The 19,065-nt window shown below is 36.3% G+C and carries 19 protein-coding genes; 11 read left to right on the top strand and 8 right to left on the bottom strand.

Annotated features, from left to right (window positions below):
- The first annotated feature begins 84 nt into the window (after window positions 1-84).
- The 8 genes from metK (at window position 85) to DBR39_RS19080 (ending at window position 6,663) form a co-directional block, all read left to right on the top strand.
- On the top strand, window positions 85-1,365 hold the full coding sequence (gene metK, locus DBR39_RS19115) for a methionine adenosyltransferase (RefSeq protein ID WP_124535751.1): 1,281 nt from the start codon (window positions 85-87) through the stop codon (window positions 1,363-1,365).
- Between the two features lie 86 nt (window positions 1,366-1,451).
- Window positions 1,452-1,943, top strand: coding sequence for a hypothetical protein (locus DBR39_RS19110; protein WP_124535749.1), 492 nt, complete (start codon window positions 1,452-1,454; stop codon window positions 1,941-1,943).
- Window positions 1,944-2,138: 195 nt separating this feature from the next.
- Window positions 2,139-2,729: an RNA polymerase sigma factor gene (locus DBR39_RS19105; protein WP_109739134.1), complete on the top strand. Its 591-nt coding sequence runs from the start codon at window positions 2,139-2,141 to the stop codon at window positions 2,727-2,729.
- Between the two features lie 202 nt (window positions 2,730-2,931).
- Window positions 2,932-3,627: a YjjG family noncanonical pyrimidine nucleotidase gene (locus DBR39_RS19100; protein WP_124535747.1), complete on the top strand. Its 696-nt coding sequence runs from the start codon at window positions 2,932-2,934 to the stop codon at window positions 3,625-3,627.
- A 185-nt stretch (window positions 3,628-3,812) separates the two neighbouring features.
- Window positions 3,813-4,262: a PepSY-like domain-containing protein gene (locus DBR39_RS19095; RefSeq protein ID WP_228447875.1), complete on the top strand. Its 450-nt coding sequence runs from the start codon at window positions 3,813-3,815 to the stop codon at window positions 4,260-4,262.
- A gap of 35 nt (window positions 4,263-4,297) precedes the next feature.
- Entirely contained in the window at window positions 4,298-4,504 is a 207-nt protein-coding gene (locus DBR39_RS19090; RefSeq protein WP_124535745.1) for a PepSY-like domain-containing protein, read from the top strand.
- A gap of 192 nt (window positions 4,505-4,696) precedes the next feature.
- On the top strand, window positions 4,697-5,368 hold the full coding sequence (locus tag DBR39_RS19085) for a response regulator transcription factor (protein ID WP_124535743.1): 672 nt from the start codon (window positions 4,697-4,699) through the stop codon (window positions 5,366-5,368).
- Window positions 5,368-6,663 (top strand): sensor histidine kinase, encoded by a 1,296-nt coding sequence (locus DBR39_RS19080; protein ID WP_124535741.1) that lies wholly within the window; start codon window positions 5,368-5,370, stop codon window positions 6,661-6,663. The genes DBR39_RS19085 and DBR39_RS19080 overlap by 1 nt, the downstream gene beginning before the upstream one ends.
- Before the next feature lie 46 nt (window positions 6,664-6,709).
- Here the strand turns inward: DBR39_RS19080 and trpS are convergent, their stop codons facing one another.
- The 7 genes from trpS to ileS form a co-directional block, all read right to left on the bottom strand.
- Window positions 6,710-7,678 (bottom strand): tryptophan--tRNA ligase, encoded by a 969-nt coding sequence (gene trpS / locus DBR39_RS19075; protein ID WP_124535739.1) that lies wholly within the window; start codon window positions 7,676-7,678, stop codon window positions 6,710-6,712.
- A gap of 264 nt (window positions 7,679-7,942) precedes the next feature.
- Window positions 7,943-8,587, bottom strand: coding sequence for a vancomycin high temperature exclusion protein (locus DBR39_RS19070; protein WP_124535737.1), 645 nt, complete (start codon window positions 8,585-8,587; stop codon window positions 7,943-7,945).
- A 15-nt stretch (window positions 8,588-8,602) separates the two neighbouring features.
- Window positions 8,603-9,241 carry a lipoprotein signal peptidase gene (locus tag DBR39_RS19065; RefSeq protein WP_124535735.1) on the bottom strand — a complete coding sequence of 213 codons (639 nt, stop codon included), beginning with the start codon at window positions 9,239-9,241 and terminating at the stop codon, window positions 8,603-8,605.
- Complete coding sequence (locus tag DBR39_RS19060; protein ID WP_103234272.1) at window positions 9,241-9,441, bottom strand: DUF2683 family protein; 201 nt, start codon at window positions 9,439-9,441, stop codon at window positions 9,241-9,243. Before DBR39_RS19060 ends, DBR39_RS19065 begins: the two co-directional genes overlap by 1 nt.
- Before the next feature lie 16 nt (window positions 9,442-9,457).
- The gene (locus DBR39_RS19055) at window positions 9,458-9,703 is read right to left on the bottom strand and encodes a DUF6576 domain-containing protein (protein WP_124535733.1); all 246 of its coding nucleotides are present in this window, start codon (window positions 9,701-9,703) and stop codon (window positions 9,458-9,460) included.
- A 78-nt stretch (window positions 9,704-9,781) separates the two neighbouring features.
- Window positions 9,782-10,162 (bottom strand): TraR/DksA family transcriptional regulator, encoded by a 381-nt coding sequence (locus DBR39_RS19050; protein WP_002983772.1) that lies wholly within the window; start codon window positions 10,160-10,162, stop codon window positions 9,782-9,784.
- Between the two features lie 58 nt (window positions 10,163-10,220).
- Window positions 10,221-13,616, bottom strand: a complete 3,396-nt coding sequence (ileS, locus tag DBR39_RS19045; protein ID WP_124535731.1) for an isoleucine--tRNA ligase — start codon at window positions 13,614-13,616, stop codon at window positions 10,221-10,223.
- Between the two features lie 386 nt (window positions 13,617-14,002).
- Here ileS and DBR39_RS19040 point away from each other — a divergent pair, with 386 nt between their 5' ends.
- From DBR39_RS19040 to DBR39_RS19030, 3 genes are all read left to right on the top strand, one after another.
- Window positions 14,003-15,691: a M23 family metallopeptidase gene (locus DBR39_RS19040; RefSeq protein WP_124535729.1), complete on the top strand. Its 1,689-nt coding sequence runs from the start codon at window positions 14,003-14,005 to the stop codon at window positions 15,689-15,691.
- A gap of 67 nt (window positions 15,692-15,758) precedes the next feature.
- Window positions 15,759-17,051, top strand: coding sequence for a phenylacetate--CoA ligase family protein (locus DBR39_RS19035; RefSeq protein WP_124535727.1), 1,293 nt, complete (start codon window positions 15,759-15,761; stop codon window positions 17,049-17,051).
- Window positions 17,052-17,127: 76 nt separating this feature from the next.
- Window positions 17,128-17,733: a hypothetical protein gene (locus DBR39_RS19030; RefSeq protein WP_124535725.1), complete on the top strand. Its 606-nt coding sequence runs from the start codon at window positions 17,128-17,130 to the stop codon at window positions 17,731-17,733.
- 33 nt (window positions 17,734-17,766) lie between these two features.
- On the opposite strand, the gene DBR39_RS19025 is transcribed toward DBR39_RS19030, so the two are convergent.
- A complete protein-coding gene (locus DBR39_RS19025) occupies window positions 17,767-19,023 on the bottom strand; it encodes an NAD(P)/FAD-dependent oxidoreductase (RefSeq protein WP_124535723.1) in 1,257 nt (418 codons plus the stop codon).
- Between the last annotated feature and the right edge of the window lie 42 nt (window positions 19,024-19,065).

Raw genomic sequence — 19,065 nt, 5'->3', positions numbered from 1 at the left:
TATAGTATTCTTTTTTCTGGGCAATTTTATTTCATATTTTTCTACAAATTATTTTTTTTAAATCTTTAAAAACAAAAGAATTATATGTCTTATTTATTTACATCTGAATCAGTTTCAGAAGGACATCCGGATAAAATCGCCGATCAAATTTCCGATGCACTTATCGATCATTTTTTAGCATACGATAAAAATTCTAAAGTAGCATGTGAAACTCTTGTAACTACCGGACAGGTGGTACTGGCAGGAGAAGTAAAATCTGATGCTTACCTTGATGTACAGACGATTGCCAGAGAAGTAATCAATGGAATAGGGTATACAAAAGGAGAATATATGTTCAATGGAGATTCATGTGGAGTTATTTCCGCAATCCATGAGCAGTCACCTGATATCAACCAGGGAGTTGACAGAGCAGTAAGTGACGAATCTTTCGAAGCTAAAGCAAATGCACAGGGAGCCGGAGATCAGGGAATGATGTTCGGGTATGCTACCAATGAAACGGCAAACTATATGCCTCTTGCATTGGACCTTGCCCATACAATCCTTAAAGAGCTTTCTGCAATCAGAAGAGAAAATAAGGAAATCACTTATCTTCGTCCGGATGCAAAGAGCCAGGTAACGATTGAGTATTCTGATGATCACAAACCTGTTAGAATTGATTCTATCGTGGTTTCTACTCAGCATGATGACTTCGGAAATGAAGAAGAAATGCTGAACAAGATCCGTGAAGACATTAAAAATATTTTGGTTCCTAGAGTCGTTGCACAACAGACTGAGGAAATCAAGGCTTTATTCAACGATCAGATCAAATATCACATCAACCCTACAGGTAAATTCGTTATTGGAGGACCTCACGGAGATACTGGTCTTACAGGTAGAAAAATCATTGTTGATACCTATGGAGGTAAAGGAGCTCACGGTGGTGGTGCTTTCTCTGGAAAAGATCCTTCTAAAGTAGACAGAAGTGCTGCTTATGCTACAAGACATATTGCTAAAAACTTAGTGGCAGCAGGAGTTGCTGATGAAGTTTTGGTGCAGGTTTCTTATGCGATCGGTGTGGCTGAGCCTTGTGGTTTATACATCAACACTTACGGAACAGCAAAAGTAGATCTTCACGATGGTGATATCGCTAAAAAAGTTTCTACAATTTTCGATTTAAGACCTTATGCTATCGAGCAGAACTTAAAATTAAGAAATCCTATTTATCAGGAAACAGCTTCTTACGGACATATGGGTAAAGAGCACTATATAGCTGATAAAACATTCAATAAAGGACATAAAAAAGAACTTACATTGAAAGGTCTTGAGTTCTTTACTTGGGAAAAACTAGACAAAGTAGAGGAAATTAAAACCGCTTTCGGAATTTAATTTTCCCTTTAGAGAATAATAAATAAGCTGCTTTATCTTTGGGTAAGGCAGTTTTTTTTAATTTTACACCTTAATAATATAGAAAGATGATGAATTTTCGAACTGTAATTGCTGTTCTGTCCCTATTTTTACTAAGTACCCTGGTAAAAGCACAATATACCATGCATAAGATGATCAGTGTGGGATATACCTACCAGAATCAAAGCTTTGGTGAAGTAGGAGGTAAATTGCTTTTCCTTAAAAATGATGATGTGATTTACAGGTTAGGAGGATCTGCCATGATGGGAGTTGCAGACTCTAAGTTTGCGATTATGCCCAAACTACAGGCTGACATTCTCCTTAATTTTGCAAAAAATGTAGACTTTTATCACTCTTATTACTTTTTAGCAGGTGCTGAAGGAACCAATAAATACATTGCTCCCAAAATTGGAGTGACTCTGTTTGGAATGTTGGACCTTACGGGAGGCTATGCTTTTCCTATCGGAGATGCCCGATTGAACGGAAAAGAAATGAAAGGATTAAATATTAATTTTACATTAAATATCCCTACTGTATTCATTCATGACATGTTTAAATGATTTTTATTAAATTTTTCTTTTGAAAATTTAATAATAGGTTAACAGTTATTAAAAAATTATTATATTTACATCATAATAATTGTACTACCGCCTATAGAAGAGACTCTACTCTACAACTGTTTTGTTTATGCAGCAAAGGCCAGATAAAATATCTGGAGGAATGTCTGTCTGCAAATATTTATATTGAGAAGAGTTATGAAATCAGAATCGGATAGTTTACTAATTTCCCTTTACCAGAAAGGAGACGAGGAGGCATTGTCAATCCTCATTCACCGACACCAGAGAGAACTGTTTACATTCATTTTTTACAAAATTAATGATGAAGATTTGGCCAACGATATCTTTCAGGATACATTCATGAAGATCATTGTCATGCTGAAAGAAGGACGCTATAACGAAGAAGGTAAATTTATTCTTTGGGCGAAAAGAATTTCCCACAACCTAATTATCGATCATTTCAGATCAAAAGCGAAAAACATTAAAGTTTCAGAAACTACTTTTGAAACCGATGAGTATTCTATTTTTGATTTGATCAGAGAGCCTTCGGAAAATATCGAAGATCAGCTTGTCACCAACCAGATTCAGGAAGACCTGTTGAGGATGTTACAGTTTTTACCGCAAAACCAGCAGGAGGTAATCAAACTGAGGTTTTTTGATGGTCTGAGCTTCAAGGAAATTGCAGACCACACGGATATGAGCATTAATACTACTCTGGGAAGAGTACGGTATGCGCTGATAAACCTGAGAAAAATCATGGATGAAAACAACATAATATTAACCAGATAAATAATATTTCGGAAAATTTCACGTTTTAAGGAAAACATACTTCGCTTATGAAAAAAAATGACTCCTTAAAAGTGAAAACTTTGAAACCTAAGAAACAAACTATTGATTTTTTGCTTAATTTTTCCAAAGGTCTTGAAATTGTGAAAAGCAAGAGCAAAAATTACCCTATTTTAAAAAATTAAAATGATTAACTTTGTGCTGTATGAAAATGCAGCATGTTTTTTTTGACCTGGATAATACACTCTGGGATCACCGCAGGAATGCCTATCTTACCATCAAAGACCTTTTTGAAAAACAGGAAATTACTTCAAAGTATCATATTGACTTTGAAGAGTTTCATTCTGTTTACCACGATATCAACGAAGAGTTGTGGGAAAAGATCAGAGACGGTATTATTGGCAAAGAGTATTTGAGAGAACACCGTTTTTATGATTCATTTAAACATTTTGGAATAGATAATAAAGAGCTTGCCCTTTATTTTGAAGAAAATTTCCTTGATAATATTGTGGGTTATAACGAATTGGTGGAAGGAGCAGAAGATGTCCTGGAATATCTGAAAGCTAAGAATTATACATTACACATTATTTCCAATGGATTTCAGGAGGTAACGGAAAGAAAATGTACGCTGTCCGGAATCGCTCCTTATTTTAAGACGATTACCAGTGCAGATGCAGTGGGGGTAAGAAAACCCAATCCAAGGATTTTTGAATACTCTCTAGGGCTTTCTGAAGCTAAAAAAGAAGAAAGTATCCTCATTGGAGATGACTGGATTGCTGATGCTATGGGAGCAACAGACTTCGGAATGGATGCCATCTTTTTTGATGTCTATAAAGAAGACAAGAAGAAAGAAGGTTTAAAAGCCATTACCCATCTTCAGCAGATTAAAGAATACTTGTAAAATCATCAATACAGTATATACAAGCCATTAAGTTCATCTTAATGGCTTTTTCGTTTTTAAAAGACGTCATACAAAATACAAACCTCTGTGATAAGCCTATTTTTTTGCTGAAATCATTTTTCCTAATTCTTTCCTAAATTGATTATGACCTTTGCTTTATAATAATGACAATAAAACTTAATGTTATGAAAAATGTAAAGAAAATCACAGGAGTATTGATGATCATGTTTTTAGTAATGGGAGGATTAATTTCCGCACAGGACAGGGCAATCAATGCCAATCAGTTACCCAAAACAGCCAAAAATTTTCTTGCTTCCCATTTTAAAGGAATAGCTGTAAACTCAGCAATAGAAGACAGAGAAATCTATGGGGTAGACGAGTACAAAGTATATCTGGCGAATGGAATGAAAATGGAGTTCGACAGCAGTGGAAACTGGAAAGAAATTGATGGCAAACATCAGAAAGTACCTTATGGTTTCATTCCTGTATCGATCAGAAATTACAGTACCAAGAATTTCCCGAATACTTATATCGTTAAGATCGAAAAGAAAAGATGGTCTTATAAAACAGAACTTTCTAACGGACTTGAACTTGAATTTGACAGAAACGGGAATTTCAAAAGAATTGACGATTAAATCAGAATTAAAAATTAACACTAAATCTTAATAATATGGTCAACTGGAATTTAATAAACAGCAGCGGAAGAAAGATTTCTTCTGCACAGATTAGAAAAAATATAGTTTCATTTATGACAAGAAATCATCCTTGCAGCGTGATAGATTCTATTGAAAGAAAGTATAATGCTTATAAAATCAGTATGATGAACGGTCTGTGTCTTGTTTTTGATGCTGACGGCCGTTATGTGAAATCGAATTAATTATTGATGGAGATGAGTATGAGGGAAGAGAGCAGAGATTATTGGTGTATGCTGGATATAGTATCAGTGATATATCATAGTACACTTATATTGGTAATCCTTTCGTAGGCTTTCGAAGTCGGCTTCCCTCCTTATAATTTCATATATTTGATATACCTTAATGATGCAGCAGAATATATAGATCCAGAAAGTATGAAGATTTTAATAGTAGAAGATGAGCCGGAATTGAAAGATACTGTACAGAAATTTCTGGAAGCAGAACATTTCATTGTAGAATATGCGGAAAATTACAGTGACGGTCTGGAGAAAATTATTTCTTACGAATACGACTGTATTTTGCTTGATATTATGCTGCCTGACGGAAACGGTATAGATCTGCTGAGAGAAATCAAAAAAATGCATAAGAAAGATCCGGTGATCATTCTTTCTGCCAAAGATTCAGTAGATGATAAGGTGACTGGCTTGGAAATAGGGGCTGATGATTATCTTGCAAAACCTTTTCACCTTGCAGAACTGATGGCAAGGATCAGATCTGTCATAAGGAGAAAGAACCAGGATGGTGAGAATATCATCAGATATAAAAATATAAGCATTGATCCGGAGAATAGAATCGTAAAAATAGGCAACGAAGAGCTGGTGCTTAATCGGAAAGAATATGATCTTTTATATTATTTTGTCATTCATCCGGAAAAGACCTTACAGAAAACGACATTAGCAGAAGCCATCTGGGGAGATTATATAGATCAGGCAGACAGTCTGGATTTTATTTATTCACAGATTAAAAATCTTCGCAAAAAACTGAAAACACTTCATGCAGACGCTGATTTCCAGGCTGTCTATGGGATAGGATATAAATTTATCTGATGAAAAGTTCATTAAAATATTACACCATAAAATACCTCATTATGGTCCTTCTGCTCATTATCGCAGTGTGGGCAGGGCTGTTTTATGCCTATATCCTGGATGAAGTGCATGATAATGTGGATGATGGACTGAGGGACAGGAAAATACAGATCATTAAAGCCGTTTATCTTAATCCTCAGCTGTTGAAAAACAATGAGTTCGGATTTAATGAATTTAAAATCAATGCCATTAAAGCTGAAGAGTATCAAAATAAAAGCCGTCTTTACAATAAGATGTACTACATGGAGTATGATGATAAAGATCAGCCTTACAGAGTTCTTGAGGCCGATTTTATCGATCAGTTCAAAAAACATCAGCGCCTTGTGATCAGAACTTCTACTGTAGAAGAAGATGAGCTGATATACGATCTTACGACTGCCTTGATCGTGCTTTATATCCTTTTGGTAGTAAGTATTGTTGCGGTCAATGGATATCTGCTTAACAAAGCCATGAGGCCGTTCTATTTAATCCTGGATAAACTTAAAAGATATCAGTTTGGAATCCCTTTTTCCCAGGAAGAACAGAAGTACAAGATCACTGAGTTTGAAGAACTGAATGTGGAAATCAATGAAATGATTGAGCGTAATGAACTTGTTTTCTACCAGCAGAAGCAATTTATTGAAAATGCTTCCCATGAACTTCAGACTCCCTTGGCTATTGTTATCAATAAAATTGATCTTCTGATTCAGAATGACGATCTTGATAAAAAGAATCTTACTTTTCTTACTGAGGTTAAAAATGATCTGAGAAGAATGGTAGGTTTAAACAAATCTTTATTAATGCTGTCCAAAATTGAAAACAGCCAGTTTAATAAAACTTCAGATGTTGATTTTAATAATCTGATTACTCAATTGGTTCAGAATTACGAAGATTTTATTGCCTTTAAAAAAGTGGAAGTCAGCATTATTGAGAAAGGACGATTTATTGCAGATTTTAATCAGGATCTTGCAGATATTCTGTTGTCTAACCTTCTTAAAAATGCAGTTAAATACAACAATGAAGAAAGAACTTTAAATATCATCGTTGAAAATAACAGAATAACATTCCAAAACAGTGGATCATCGGTACCTTTGGATAAATCCAGGATCTTCAACCGTTTCTATAAACAAGGGTCAGATCATACTTCCACCGGATTGGGACTGTCTATCATTAAAACCATTATAAAGCAATATTCAGGTTGGGATATTACTTATGAATACGGAGACAAGATGCATTACTTTATCCTTACAAAGAATAACAACAACTTCAATAAATAGAAAAAGCCTTTCAGATGAAAGGCTTTCTTATGTTGATCACTCAGAATTAAAATCCTAAGCTTGTTCTTACTCTTTTAAGAGTTTCCAGAGCGATAGGTCTGGTTTTCTCAGCACCTTGCTGTAGTTTTGCTTCCAGTTCGTCAAGATTACTCATGTAATAAGCGAACGTTTCTCTTTCTTTGGCAAAACGAGCCAGGATAAGATCCAGCAATTCTTTTTTAGCATGTCCGTATCCGAAGTTTCCGGCAAGATATTTTGCTCTCAACTCTTCAGTTTGTTCAGGAGTTGCAATAAGTTCATAAATCTGGAAGGTTTTATCCGTTTCAGGATCTTTAGGTTCTTCCAAAGATTTAGAATCCGACTCAATACTCATGATCTGTTTTTTCAGCTCTTTTTCAGGTAAGAAAATATTAATGATATTTCCCATTGATTTAGACATTTTGCGTCCATCGGTTCCGGGAACATATTTCGTGTCCTGCTGAAGTTCTGCCTGAGGTAATACAAGGATTTCACCCATCTGGTTATTAAACCTCGAAGCAACATCTCTTGCGATTTCCAAATGCTGAAGCTGGTCTTTTCCTACAGGAACAATCTCAGCACCATACAGCAAAATATCCGCAGCCATCAAAATAGGGTAGGTAAACAAACCTGCATTCACGTCCTGAAGACGATCAGCTTTATCCTTGAATGAATGGGCTAATGTTAATCTTTGATAAGGAAAAAAACATGATAAATGCCAAGATAGTTCACAGGTTTCAGCGATATCACTTTGTCTGTAGAAAAATGTTTTTTCAGTATCTAATCCACAAGCAAGCCAAGCCGCAGCAATCTCGTAGGTATTCTGTCTTAAAGTCTGCGCATCTTTAATCTGAGTAAGCGTGTGAAGATTCGCAATAAATAAAAATGATTCATTTCCTTCCTGCTTGGATAGTTCAATAGCAGGAATAATGGCCCCCAATAAATTTCCAAGATGGGGTGTTCCGGTGGCTTGTATGCCGGTAAGAATTCTTGACATTTGTTTAAAATTTATATTTAAAAATTAATGAATAGCAAATTTACGAGGTTTGCCGGGAATAATGAATTAAAAAAGATAAAAGATAAAAGATAAAAGATAAAAGATGCTGTCATTTAAAATTCAATAGAGGTGGGCTTTAGTTCAGCCAGATTAAATGAATAACCCATTCCATTGGCTTTAGCCAAAACCTATCAACTCACTAACCTTCTAATATCTTCTCACCAATCATCTGTGAAAACTGGTGTAATCTATGGTTAAGAACAATTAAGGGATTATAATCTTTTCCCCGCCAAATTTCGGTTCTACTCCGAAAAGAAGATCCCAGTATGCTTTAGCTTTGGCAAGATATTCTCTCATATTAGTCTTTAAACCTGCATATTTATTTACATCGGCAGCATTATACCCAAAGGCTTCCATCCCATTTTTTCTCGCGAGGAAAACGGCTCTTTCATTATGGAATTTCTGAGAAATGATGATCAGCTTGGTCTGGCTGAAAATATCTTTTGCCCTTACCACAGAATCCAGCGTTCGGAATCCGGCATGATCCATAATGATTTTATCCTGTGGAACTCCACTCTCTATTAATGCCAGCTGCATATCTTCAGGCTCGTTGTAATCTTTGGTGCTGTTGTCACCACTGACGATGATGTACTGTATTTTTCCACTTTTAAATAAGTCTGCAGCAGCTTTAATTCTGTTGTAGAAATAAGCGTTCGGTGTTCCGTTGCTTAATGTTTTTCCAGTGCCCAGCAGCAATCCGGTTTTGGCTTCCGGTACATCTGTAATTGTATAGGAAACGAAGGATTCGCTGTCTTTTTTAATGCTGTAATTGGCCCAGGCAATAAAAATAATTCCTGCAACCAGAAGAAGCAGGAAAATTTTAAAAATATTTTTGATTATTTTTTTCATCCGAAAATAGATCTTTTAAAACTCAAGCCCATTCGGGAATGCTTTTTTTCTGAAGATTAATAGGAATGCTGCTCCTACAGTAATAGCAGAATCTGCTACATTGAAAATATATTTGAAGAATTCAAAATGCTTTCCTCCTATTAGCGGCCAGTTTTCAGGAACAGTCCAATCTACCAATGGGAAGTGAAGCATATCTACCACACAGCCTTTCATAAAAGTAGAATATCCATGTCCGAAAGGAGCCATTTTAGAAATTCCGCCATAGCCTATCCATCGGTCAATGCTTGGATCATATAGGGTTCCGCTGTCGAAGATCATTCCGTAGAACATTCCGTCGATAAGGTTTCCGATAGCTCCTGCAAAGATGATTGCCATAGGAATCAAAAGATAATTGGAAGCTCCTTCTTTTAACCATTTTTTAAACATGTACACCATTCCTCCGATAAGGAAAACTCTTAGGATAACCAGAAAATATTTTCCGATAATTCCTCCAAAGTGAAATCCATAGGCCATTCCCGGGTTTTCCACAAAGGTTAGCTTAAAGCCTGGTAAAACAGTTACACTATCATCCAGGTTAAAATGGGTTTTAATGTAAATTTTTGAAGCCTGGTCAATTAACAACACTAAAAATGTTATCGCTAATATCTTTTTCATTACTGTTGTCCTTTAGGTTTTGAAGGTTTTGCAGCAGCAGGTTTTACATTTTTATTATCGCTTGCTTTCTTGATCACTTTCTGTCCGTTATACGAACTTTTGACGTGAGCTTTTTCAAACTTAATGTTCATTTCTTTCAGAACAGTTTTCAGGGCACTAAGCTCCATTGCATTTTTTGGATGTACTATAATAGATTCCATTTCTTATATTTAATTTTTACATTTTGGACAATTCGTCGAGCCTTTTTCTTTCTTTTTCTGACAAATCATTGACTCCGTTTTTGCCCATTTTGCTCAAAAGTCTGTCGATTTCTCTTTCCCTGTCACGCTTATCAGAATTGAATTGATCATCAATAGTATAGTTCTTCTTCGGATCAGGGAAGAATCTGTTTTTGATCCATTCTCTGTTGAAAAATAACAATACTACTGCAACAATAGCTCCCAAAATTAATAATCCGCTCATGGGTATACATTAAAAATTAGGTCTATAAAGTATCCGTGAATACAATATAAACCCAATATTATTTTACAAACCTTACGGCTATTTTTGCATATTTTTCGCTTCGATGCTCAGCGTAGCGTGAGGAACGGCTAAAAGTCTTTCCTTTGGAATCAGTTTTCCTGTTACTCTGCAAACACCATATGTTTTGTTTTCGATTCTGATCAAAGCATTTTTAAGGTCACGCACGAATTTTTCCTGTCTTCCTGCCAAAATAGAGTTCTGCTCTTTGCTCAGCGTTTCTGCTCCTTCTTCAAAAGCTTTGAAGGTAGGAGAGGTATCATCGGTTCCATTATTCTGGTCATTGATGAAGCTTTCTCTGATAAGCTGAAGATCTTTTTCTGCTTTTTCTATTTTTTCTTTTATGATCGCTTTAAATTCCTGTAAATCAGCATCGCTGTATCTAACTCTTTCGTCTGACATATTCTTTCTCTTTTTTAATAAAATTATGAAATGGAATTTGAAATATAATAACTATATGTTAATTTTTTTCAACATTTATCTTAAAATTAACCTCATCTATTTCTATTTCGTTAAAATTTGAAAGTGAAGATACAATTTCTATTTTATTTGACAAGACTTCAGAAGAAATATATTCCTCATTTTTCTTAATATCATCAAGGAATGGAGAGTTTTCTTCGATGGAGATATTAATCCTGTCTGTCAGTTCAAAGTCCTTATCTTTTCGCAGGTTTTGAATTCTGTTAATGAACTCCCTTGCGATCCCTTCAGATTTTAATTCATCGGTTAACGTCAAATCTAATGCCACAGTTGTTTTTCCGTCGGAAGTAACCGTCCATCCCGGGATGTCTTTAGTTGAGATTTCCACATCATCAAGAGTGATCTCATATCCCTGAATATCCAGTTTTCCTTCTTTTTCAAGACCGGCAATCTGTTCTGTGCTAAGATTGGCAATCTCTGCACCTACAACCTTCATGTCTTTTCCTAATTTAGGACCAAGAGCTTTGAAGTTAGGCTTTATCTGTTTTACAATTAAGTGAGATGCTTCTTCAGCATTGATCAACTGTAATTCTTTCACATTTACTTCCTGTTTGATAAGATCTGCTACAGCAAGAATCTGCTCTTCTGTTTTCTTATCCAATACAGGAACCAATACTTTTTGTAATGGCTGACGAACTTTTACATTTTCCTTCTTTCTCAATGAGAAAACCATACTGGTAATATTCTGAGCCAAATGCGTTTTTTCAACCAGATCCTGATCGATTAAGCTTTCATCAGCTATTGGGAAGTCCGTTAAGTGTATCGATTCAAAACTTTCTTTTCCGGTTACTTTATTTAAATCTTGGTACAATTGATCCATAAAGAATGGAGCAATAGGAGCAGATAGTTTTGCAACCGTCTCAAGACAAGTGTATAAAGTCTGGTAAGCAGAGATCTTGTCATCAGAATAATCTCCTTTCCAGAAACGTCTTCTGCATAATCTTACATACCAGTTACTTAAATTATCATTCACGAAGTTACTGATCGCTCTTGCTACTCTTGTAGGTTCATAATCTTCATAGAATGCTTTCACATCCTTGATCAAAAGATTCAGTTCGGAAAGAACCCATCTGTCAATTTCAGGACGATTTTCCACTTCTTTTTCTGAATAGTTGAAGCCATCCACATTTGCATACAAAGCAAAGAATGAATAGGTGTTATACAATGTTCCGAAGAACTTTCTTCTTACTTCGTCTATTCCCTCAATATCAAACTTCAGGTTTTCCCATGGGTTTGCATTCGAGATCATATACCAACGCGTAGCATCCGGTCCGTATACAGAAAGTGTTTCGAATGGATCTACTGCATTTCCTAAACGTTTTGACATCTTTTGTCCGTTCTTGTCCAGAACAAGACCGTTACTCATTACATTTTTATAAGCAACAGAATCAAAAACAGCCGTTCCGATTGCGTGAAGGGTATAGAACCATCCACGGGTCTGGTCAACACCTTCTGCGATGAAATCAGCAGGGAATGCTTTATTGTTATCAATTAATTCTTTGTTTTCAAAAGGATAGTGCAATTGTGCATAAGGCATAGAACCTGAATCGAACCAAACGTCGATCAAGTCGCTCTCACGTCTCATTGCTTTTCCTGAATCGGAAACCAATACTATTTTGTCTACTACATTTTTGTGAAGATCCACAAGCTCATAGTTAGATTCAGCCATATTTCCGATGATAAAACCTTTGAACGGGTTTTCAGTCATCAAGCCAGCTGCAATTGATTTTTCAATTTCGTTGTAAAGTTCTTCTACAGAACCGATGATCTTTTCTTCTTTCAGGTCATCTGTTCTCCAGATTGGCAACGGAATACCCCAATATCTTGAACGGGAAAGATTCCAGTCGTTTACATTTTCCAACCAGTTGGCAAAACGTCCCTCTCCGGTAGCTTTCGGCTTCCAGTTGATTTCTTTGTTTAAATTAACCAGTCTGTCTTTTACAGCCGTCATTTTCACAAACCATGAATCCAATGGATAGTACAATACCGGTTTGTCTGTTCTCCAGCAGTGCGGATAAGAGTGGACATATTTCTCTACTTTGAAAGCCTTGTTTTCCGTTTTCAGCAGGATCGCAAGTTCTACATCCCAAGATTTCTCAGGAGCAGTTCCTTCATCGTAATATTCGTTTTTGATATAAGTCCCAGAGAATATCTCAGGAACATTTTCTCCTTTGATGAATTTACCCTGTAAATCTACCAATGGTACAAGATTGTCGTTTTCATCCTTTACCAACATTGGCGGGATCTCAGGCTGAGCCATTTTAGCAACTCTCGCATCATCAGCACCGAAAGTAGGTGCTGTGTGAACGATACCTGTACCGTCCTCAGTTGTTACGAAATCTCCTAAGATTACTCTGAATGCATTCTCAGGATTGTCATTGGGTGTAAACCAAGGAACCAATTGCTCATATCTTGTATCAACAAGTTTTTCTCCTGTAAATTCTTTTAATATCTTGAAAGGAATTACTTTAGTCTCCGGAGTATAATTCGCAAAATCCTCATCTGTACCTTCTGCAAATTTTTTACCGAAAACCTTAGGTAAAAGAACGCTCGATAAAACAACCGTTACAGGTTCAAATGTATATTGATTGAAAGTTTTCACTACAACATATTCAATATCTCTACCTACAGTAAGAGCGGTATTGGATGGTAACGTCCATGGAGTCGTCGTCCATGCAAGGATGTGTACATCTCCCTCAACATCATTGAACAATGCTGAAGAGTCTTTCTTCACTTTAAACTGAGCCACAACCGTTGTGTCTGAAACATCACGATAAGTCCCGGGCTGATTCAGCTCGTGAGAAGAAAGTCCTGTTCCTGCTTTTGGAGAGTAAGGCTGGATCGTGTAGCCTTTGTACAACAATTCTTTGCTATACAACTGCTTCAATAACCACCAAACGGTTTCCATATATTTTGACTTGTACGTGATGTACGGATCATCAAGGTCTACCCAATATCCGATTTTCTCGGTAAGGGTATTCCATACATCCGTATAACGCATTACTGCTTCACGACAGGCTTTGTTATAGTCTTCAATAGAGATTTTTTTGCCAATATCTTCTTTCGTAATTCCTAATTCTTTTTCTACACCCAGTTCCACAGGAAGACCATGCGTATCCCAGCCAGCTTTACGGAAAACCTGTTTTCCGTTTTGAGTCTGGTAACGGCAGAAAATATCTTTCAACGCTCTTGCCATTACGTGGTGAATTCCAGGCATACCGTTTGCTGAAGGTGGACCTTCATAAAAAACAAACTCAGGATTTCCCTGACGAATCTCAACACTCTTATTGAAAGTTTTATTTTGTTTCCAAAATTCCGCTACATTCTCTGCTACGTCAATAAGGTTGAGGTTTTTGTATTCTTTAAATTGGCTCATTGTAAATATCTCAATATCGTTGATTAATTAAGTCTGCAAATTTACTAAAATTTGTCGGTTTATAATATATGTTTTATTTAGGTAATTTCTATTAAAAAGTTCAATCTCAGAAATATAAATGAAGAAAGAGCTGAAAAGTGAATGATGAATGGTAAATAAGTAAGTTTTCTTTGGTGTTTTTATACGAACTTTAGGGTGTTTGCTTCAATAGAAGCGGGCTTTAGCCCGCTTAGAAATAAGATCATAATCCATTGGCTTTAGCCCAAACTTGAAAATAAGTTGTTACCACTATTTCATTCATGCTCATCTGTGAGAATTTGCAGGAAAAAATGAAGGCAAATACTTAAAAATTCGTATATTTAAGTAGACGTAAACCCAAATGCTGTATGAAAATCTTTTATCAAGTAATGCTTTTTGTTTGTTGTATCTACACCAACCTTGTACAAGCTCAAAATAATTATCCTCAGAATTATTTCAGGAATCCATTAAACATCCCTATGCAGCTGGCGGCCAACTTTGGAGCTGTCCGGACGAATCACTTCCATATGGGACTGGATCTGAGAACCAATAGCCAGGAAAATTTGCCGGTTCTTGCTGCAGCAGAAGGTTATGTAAGCAGAATAAAAGTGGAACGGTACGGATTTGGAAATGCCGTGTACATTACGCATCCCAACGGTTATACCACAGTATATGCTCATTTGAATAAATACTTTGACAAGCTCGATGAATATGTGAAAGACAGACAGTATAAAGACGAAAAGTGGGAACAGGACATCAATTTTCAACCCGGACAGTTTCCTGTAGAAAAAGGACAGCAAATTGCTTTGAGTGGAAATACCGGAGGCTCGGCAGGGCCACATCTGCATTTTGAAATAAGAGATACCAAAACAGAAGAATGTCTCAATCCGTTGCTTTTTGGCTTTACTATTCCCGATACGATAGCACCTATTATCAGCGGGCTTTACTGGTATGACAGGCGTTTCAGTACTTATGAACCAGGAGCAAATGGAATTGCAGTGAAAAAAGCGGGGAATGTTTATACTTCTAATCTTGTACAGGTTAATTCTCCGGAAATAAGTTTTGCCATTAAAGCAGTAGATAAAGCCAATCAAGGGTTTAATCTAGGTATTTATAATGCAGAACTATTGATGGATGGCAAGCTGATTTACAGCTTTAAAATTGATAAGATACACTATGATGATACCCGATACATCAACGGTTGTATAGATTATGCGAAATTCATCAGGGATAAAATGGGGATTCAGCATTTATCTGATTTGCCGGAAATGAAACTACAGAATTATAGCCTTCCAAATTCAACAGGCATTATCAATCTTCAGGATGAGAATGTTCATACTATTGAAATTATTCTGAAAGATGTCAAAGGAAACACGAGCCGTTTAACAACAAAACTTCAGTTCAATAGAACCTCAGAAAAAATATCTTCTACAGGAAAAACTATAATGCCTAACGAAGGAAAAAAAGTTGCTACCGAAAATGCAGAAATTAATTTCAGCAAAAATGCAGTTTATGATGCTGTAAATTTCAATGCCTATGAAAAAGCGGATACTGATCCAGGTGCTGCTTCAAATACCATTGTGTTACATAACCCGTATATTCCCGTTCAGGATGAATATACTTTGAAAATAAAGCCCAATAGAAAATTAACCAGCACAGAAAAAGATAAAGCTGTTATTCTACTTGATTATGGCAGTGATAATATTGTTGTCAAGGTAAAATGGAATGGTGATTGGGCAGAAGGGAAGTTCAATAGATTGGGCACAGCAAAATTACTGATAGATCATAATCTGCCATCAGTTTCATCAGGCTGGGCCGAAGGGGCTAGGGTAAACAGCAGTTTTTTACGGTTAAAAGGCACAACTAAAATAGGAGACATTATTTCATTCCAGGCTGAACTGGACGGAAAATGGCTGCGCTTTGCCCGTATAAAAGATGATTTTGTTTACACTTTTGATGAAAAGTGTTCCAAAGGATCAGGTTCTCATACTTTAAAAGTGACCACTATCAATACCGCTGGAAATACCAATACGCAAACTTTTACGTTTCAGAGATAAATAGCCCTTTAATACTTTAATCTTTTAATTTTAATTAAATAAATTTGCTCTTTAAAAATTAAAATCATTGGAATTTCATCCGTCAATCGAGAAAGCAGATATTCAGGAAATAAAAAAGTTTCAGGAAGGAAAACTTCATGAGCTTTTGGCTTATCTTGAAAATCATTCACCCTTTTATCAGAAACTGTTCAAAGAAAACAATATCCGTATTGCTGATATCCGTACTTTGGAGGACCTTCAGAGAATTCCTACGACCACGAAGAATGATCTGCAACAGTACAACCATGATTTTTTCTGTATAACACCGGATAAGATTGTTGATTATAGTACCACTTCCGGAACCTTAGGAGATCCCGTTACTTTTGGACTTTCTGACAGTGACCTTGAAAGGCTTGCTTACAATGAAGCGATTTCATTTGCCTGTGCAGGAATTCAGAAAGGAGATGTTGTTCAGATGATTACCACCATAGACAAGCGGTTTATGGCAGGACTTGCTTATTTTTTAGGCTTAAGAAAAATGGGGGCAAGTGTGGTGAGAATGGGTCCCGGAATTCCTGAGCTGCAATGGGATTCTATTTTCAGATACCAACCTAAATACTTGATTACCGTTCCTTCTTTTCTGTTGAAAATGATTGATTATGCTGAAAAACATGGATTGGATTATAAAAATTCAAGTGTTTATGGGGCTGTATGCATCGGGGAAAGTATCAAAAATCAGGATTTTACAGATAATATTCTTTCGCAGAAGATCAAAGAAAAATGGGATATAAAACTGTTTTCAACGTATGCTTCTACCGAAATGAGTACCGCTTTTACAGAATGTGAATTTCAGATCGGAGGACACCATCACCCGGAATTAATCATTACAGAAATTCTTGATGATAGTGGCAATCCTGTGAAAGAAGGAGAAAATGGTGAACTAACGATCACCACTTTAGGAGTAGAGGCTATTCCTCTGTTAAGATTTAAAACCGGAGATATTGTAAAAGCCCACTATGAGCCGTGCGCGTGCGGAAGAAATACGATGAGGTTAGGTCCTGTAGTAGGAAGGAAACAGCAGATGATCAAATACAAAGGAACAACCTTGTATCCGCCGGCAATGAATGATATTTTGAATGACTTCAACACTATTTTATGTTATCAGATTGTCATTCAGGCTAACGAAATTGGTCTTGACGAAATTATCATTAAACTGAGTACAGAAGAAGAGCACGAAAGCTTTGTCAATGAAGTCAGAGACCATTTCCGTGCAAAATTGAGAGTAAGCCCAAAAATCGAAATCGTTGACTTTGATATTCTGTCTAAAACTGTTTTTAATCCAAACAGCAGAAAACCAATTACTTTTATTGATTTAAGATAAAATTAAATATAAAAGAGCATGTGAAAACGTCCTTTTTAAATATCTTTGGCCACTTAAATAGTAAAACTAATACACTATGAAAAAATTATTATTGCTGCTTTTCGCAGTAATTGCAACAACAACATTTGCACAAGATAAAATCAACTTTGAACAGGGGAATTTTGACTTTCTAAAAGATCAGAAAGAAGTGAATGTTAAGTTTGTATTTGACAATGTTACCTTTCACGAAAAGAATCTTACTGAAGCTCAGTATCTCGAAAACAGAAAAGCAGACATCACAGCTAAAAAAGGCCAGGATATCTGGGATAACTGGAGTGCTCAATGGGAAAAATATAAAGCATCAGAATACCTTGAGTTCTTTCTTAAAGGAATCAATAAAAAATCAAAAAAAGTATATTTCAGGAGTGATGTAAAGACAAAATATACCCTAATTATTGATACAAAATGGTTATATGCAGGCTGGTATGGCGGATTCATGGGGACACAGCCCGGAAAATTAACGGCAAATCTTACTTTTGTAGAAACAGACAATCCTTCAAAGGTTGTGATGAAGTTAATAGCTGATAAGATAGAAGGCAATCAGGGGAATGATGATCTTAACTGGGAATATGGAAGAATGGCAGCAGCTTATGAAGTTACCGGAAAAAAATTAGCAAAAGAAATTAACGCAGTTGTAAAATAAAATAAAAACGGTCTGAATTTTCAGACCGTTTTTTTATGCTTGATTTTGCTGTTCCTGTTTTTCTAACTTGATCAGGTTGGCAAGATTTTTAATCACCGTATCATGCTTTTTCACAAAAGGATTGTCTTTGTTCCAGACATAGCCTGCTAAAACAGCACAGATCTTTTTCTTTACGTCTGGGTTTTCCGGCTGATGGAAAAATAATTCCTGAAGATTTCCGGTGTACCATTCTTTTACATACGTGGTAAAAACATCCACTCCGTATAAAATATAATCACTGTATTCTGTCTGCCAGTCAATTTTTTCACCGTTTAGCTGTCTTAACGCCAGTTTTGCGGCCAGCATTCCGGATTCTGTGGCAAAAGCCATTCCTGAAGAAAATACTGGATCAAGGAATTCTGAAGCATTCCCCGTTAAAGCAAATCCGTCCCCGAATAAACTTTTAACCGAACATGAATAATCTTTCAGATGTTTGGGTTCAAAAAGAAAATCTACATCCCCAAAACGCTTTACATAATAATCAGAAAGAGAAATTGCTTTTCTCAAAGCTTCAGCGGTATCTCCGTTTTCAGATAATTTATCAATATATTCAGTAGGACCTACAATTCCCACACTCGTATTTCCGTTGGAAAAAGGAATTACCCAAAGCCATACTTCTGTTTCGATGATATCAAAAGAAATCAAAGTACCTTCTTCTCCCGGTTCTCTGTTTATATCGTTTACATGAGAGAAAATGGCAGAGTGAGGAGATAGTTTTGAAGGTTTTTCAAGATCCAGAAGACGGGGCAGTACCCTTCCGTAACCGCTGGAATCAATAACAAACTTAGCATGGATCTCTTTTGTTTCTCCATCCTTATTTCTTACCGTCGTCACAGAATTTGTTCCGTCAAATTGTATGTCAATAACTTCGGTCTCAAATTCAAGATCAATTCCTTTATTAATGACTTCCTGAGCAAGAGTATTATCAAAATCAGCTCTCGGAACCTGCCAGGTCCAGTCCCAGCCTTCCCCGAATTTGTTGCTGAAATCAAAGATACAGACTTCGTCGCCGCGAAGGAAGCGTGCTCCCAGCTTTTTTTCAAAGCCCATTTTATCTAATGCAGGGAAAAGTCCGGCCTCCTCAAAGTGGTCCATTACCCTTGGAATTAAGCTTTCTCCGACTACCAATCTTGGGAATTGTGTCTTTTCGACCACTTTTACGCTGACGTTATTGTTCTTCAGGTAAGAAGAAGAGACGCATCCGGAAGGTCCAGCTCCGATTACAAGAACGTCAACAAATTCTTTGCTCATCTTTGATTTTTTATTTTAATAATAACTTTTATCTTTGCCGCA

The organism is Chryseobacterium sp. KBW03 (genome assembly GCF_003852415.1).
GTDB lineage: Bacteria > Bacteroidota > Bacteroidia > Flavobacteriales > Weeksellaceae > Chryseobacterium > Chryseobacterium viscerum.
This window is presented reverse-complemented; position numbering and strand designations above follow the sequence as displayed.

Coding starts and splice junctions, on each gene's coding strand:
- DBR39_RS19065 (WP_124535735.1), bottom strand. CDS start 9,241: ATGAAAAAGATATTAGCGATAACATTTTTAGTGTTGTTAATTGACCAG.
- DBR39_RS19090 (WP_124535745.1), top strand. CDS start 4,298: ATGGTCAACTGGAATTTAATAAACAGCAGCGGAAGAAAGATTTCTTCT.
- trpS (WP_124535739.1), bottom strand. CDS start 7,678: ATGTCAAGAATTCTTACCGGCATACAAGCCACCGGAACACCCCATCTT.
- DBR39_RS19100 (WP_124535747.1), top strand. CDS start 2,932: ATGAAAATGCAGCATGTTTTTTTTGACCTGGATAATACACTCTGGGAT.
- DBR39_RS19055 (WP_124535733.1), bottom strand. CDS start 9,703: ATGAGCGGATTATTAATTTTGGGAGCTATTGTTGCAGTAGTATTGTTA.
- DBR39_RS19110 (WP_124535749.1), top strand. CDS start 1,452: ATGATGAATTTTCGAACTGTAATTGCTGTTCTGTCCCTATTTTTACTA.
- DBR39_RS19095 (WP_228447875.1), top strand. CDS start 3,813: ATGAAAAATGTAAAGAAAATCACAGGAGTATTGATGATCATGTTTTTA.
- DBR39_RS19030 (WP_124535725.1), top strand. CDS start 17,128: ATGAAAAAATTATTATTGCTGCTTTTCGCAGTAATTGCAACAACAACA.
- DBR39_RS19105 (WP_109739134.1), top strand. CDS start 2,139: ATGAAATCAGAATCGGATAGTTTACTAATTTCCCTTTACCAGAAAGGA.
- DBR39_RS19085 (WP_124535743.1), top strand. CDS start 4,697: ATGAAGATTTTAATAGTAGAAGATGAGCCGGAATTGAAAGATACTGTA.
- DBR39_RS19080 (WP_124535741.1), top strand. CDS start 5,368: ATGAAAAGTTCATTAAAATATTACACCATAAAATACCTCATTATGGTC.
- DBR39_RS19070 (WP_124535737.1), bottom strand. CDS start 8,587: ATGAAAAAAATAATCAAAAATATTTTTAAAATTTTCCTGCTTCTTCTG.
- DBR39_RS19025 (WP_124535723.1), bottom strand. CDS start 19,023: ATGAGCAAAGAATTTGTTGACGTTCTTGTAATCGGAGCTGGACCTTCC.
- DBR39_RS19040 (WP_124535729.1), top strand. CDS start 14,003: ATGAAAATCTTTTATCAAGTAATGCTTTTTGTTTGTTGTATCTACACC.
- DBR39_RS19060 (WP_103234272.1), bottom strand. CDS start 9,441: ATGGAATCTATTATAGTACATCCAAAAAATGCAATGGAGCTTAGTGCC.
- DBR39_RS19050 (WP_002983772.1), bottom strand. CDS start 10,162: ATGTCAGACGAAAGAGTTAGATACAGCGATGCTGATTTACAGGAATTT.
- metK (WP_124535751.1), top strand. CDS start 85: ATGTCTTATTTATTTACATCTGAATCAGTTTCAGAAGGACATCCGGAT.
- ileS (WP_124535731.1), bottom strand. CDS start 13,616: ATGAGCCAATTTAAAGAATACAAAAACCTCAACCTTATTGACGTAGCA.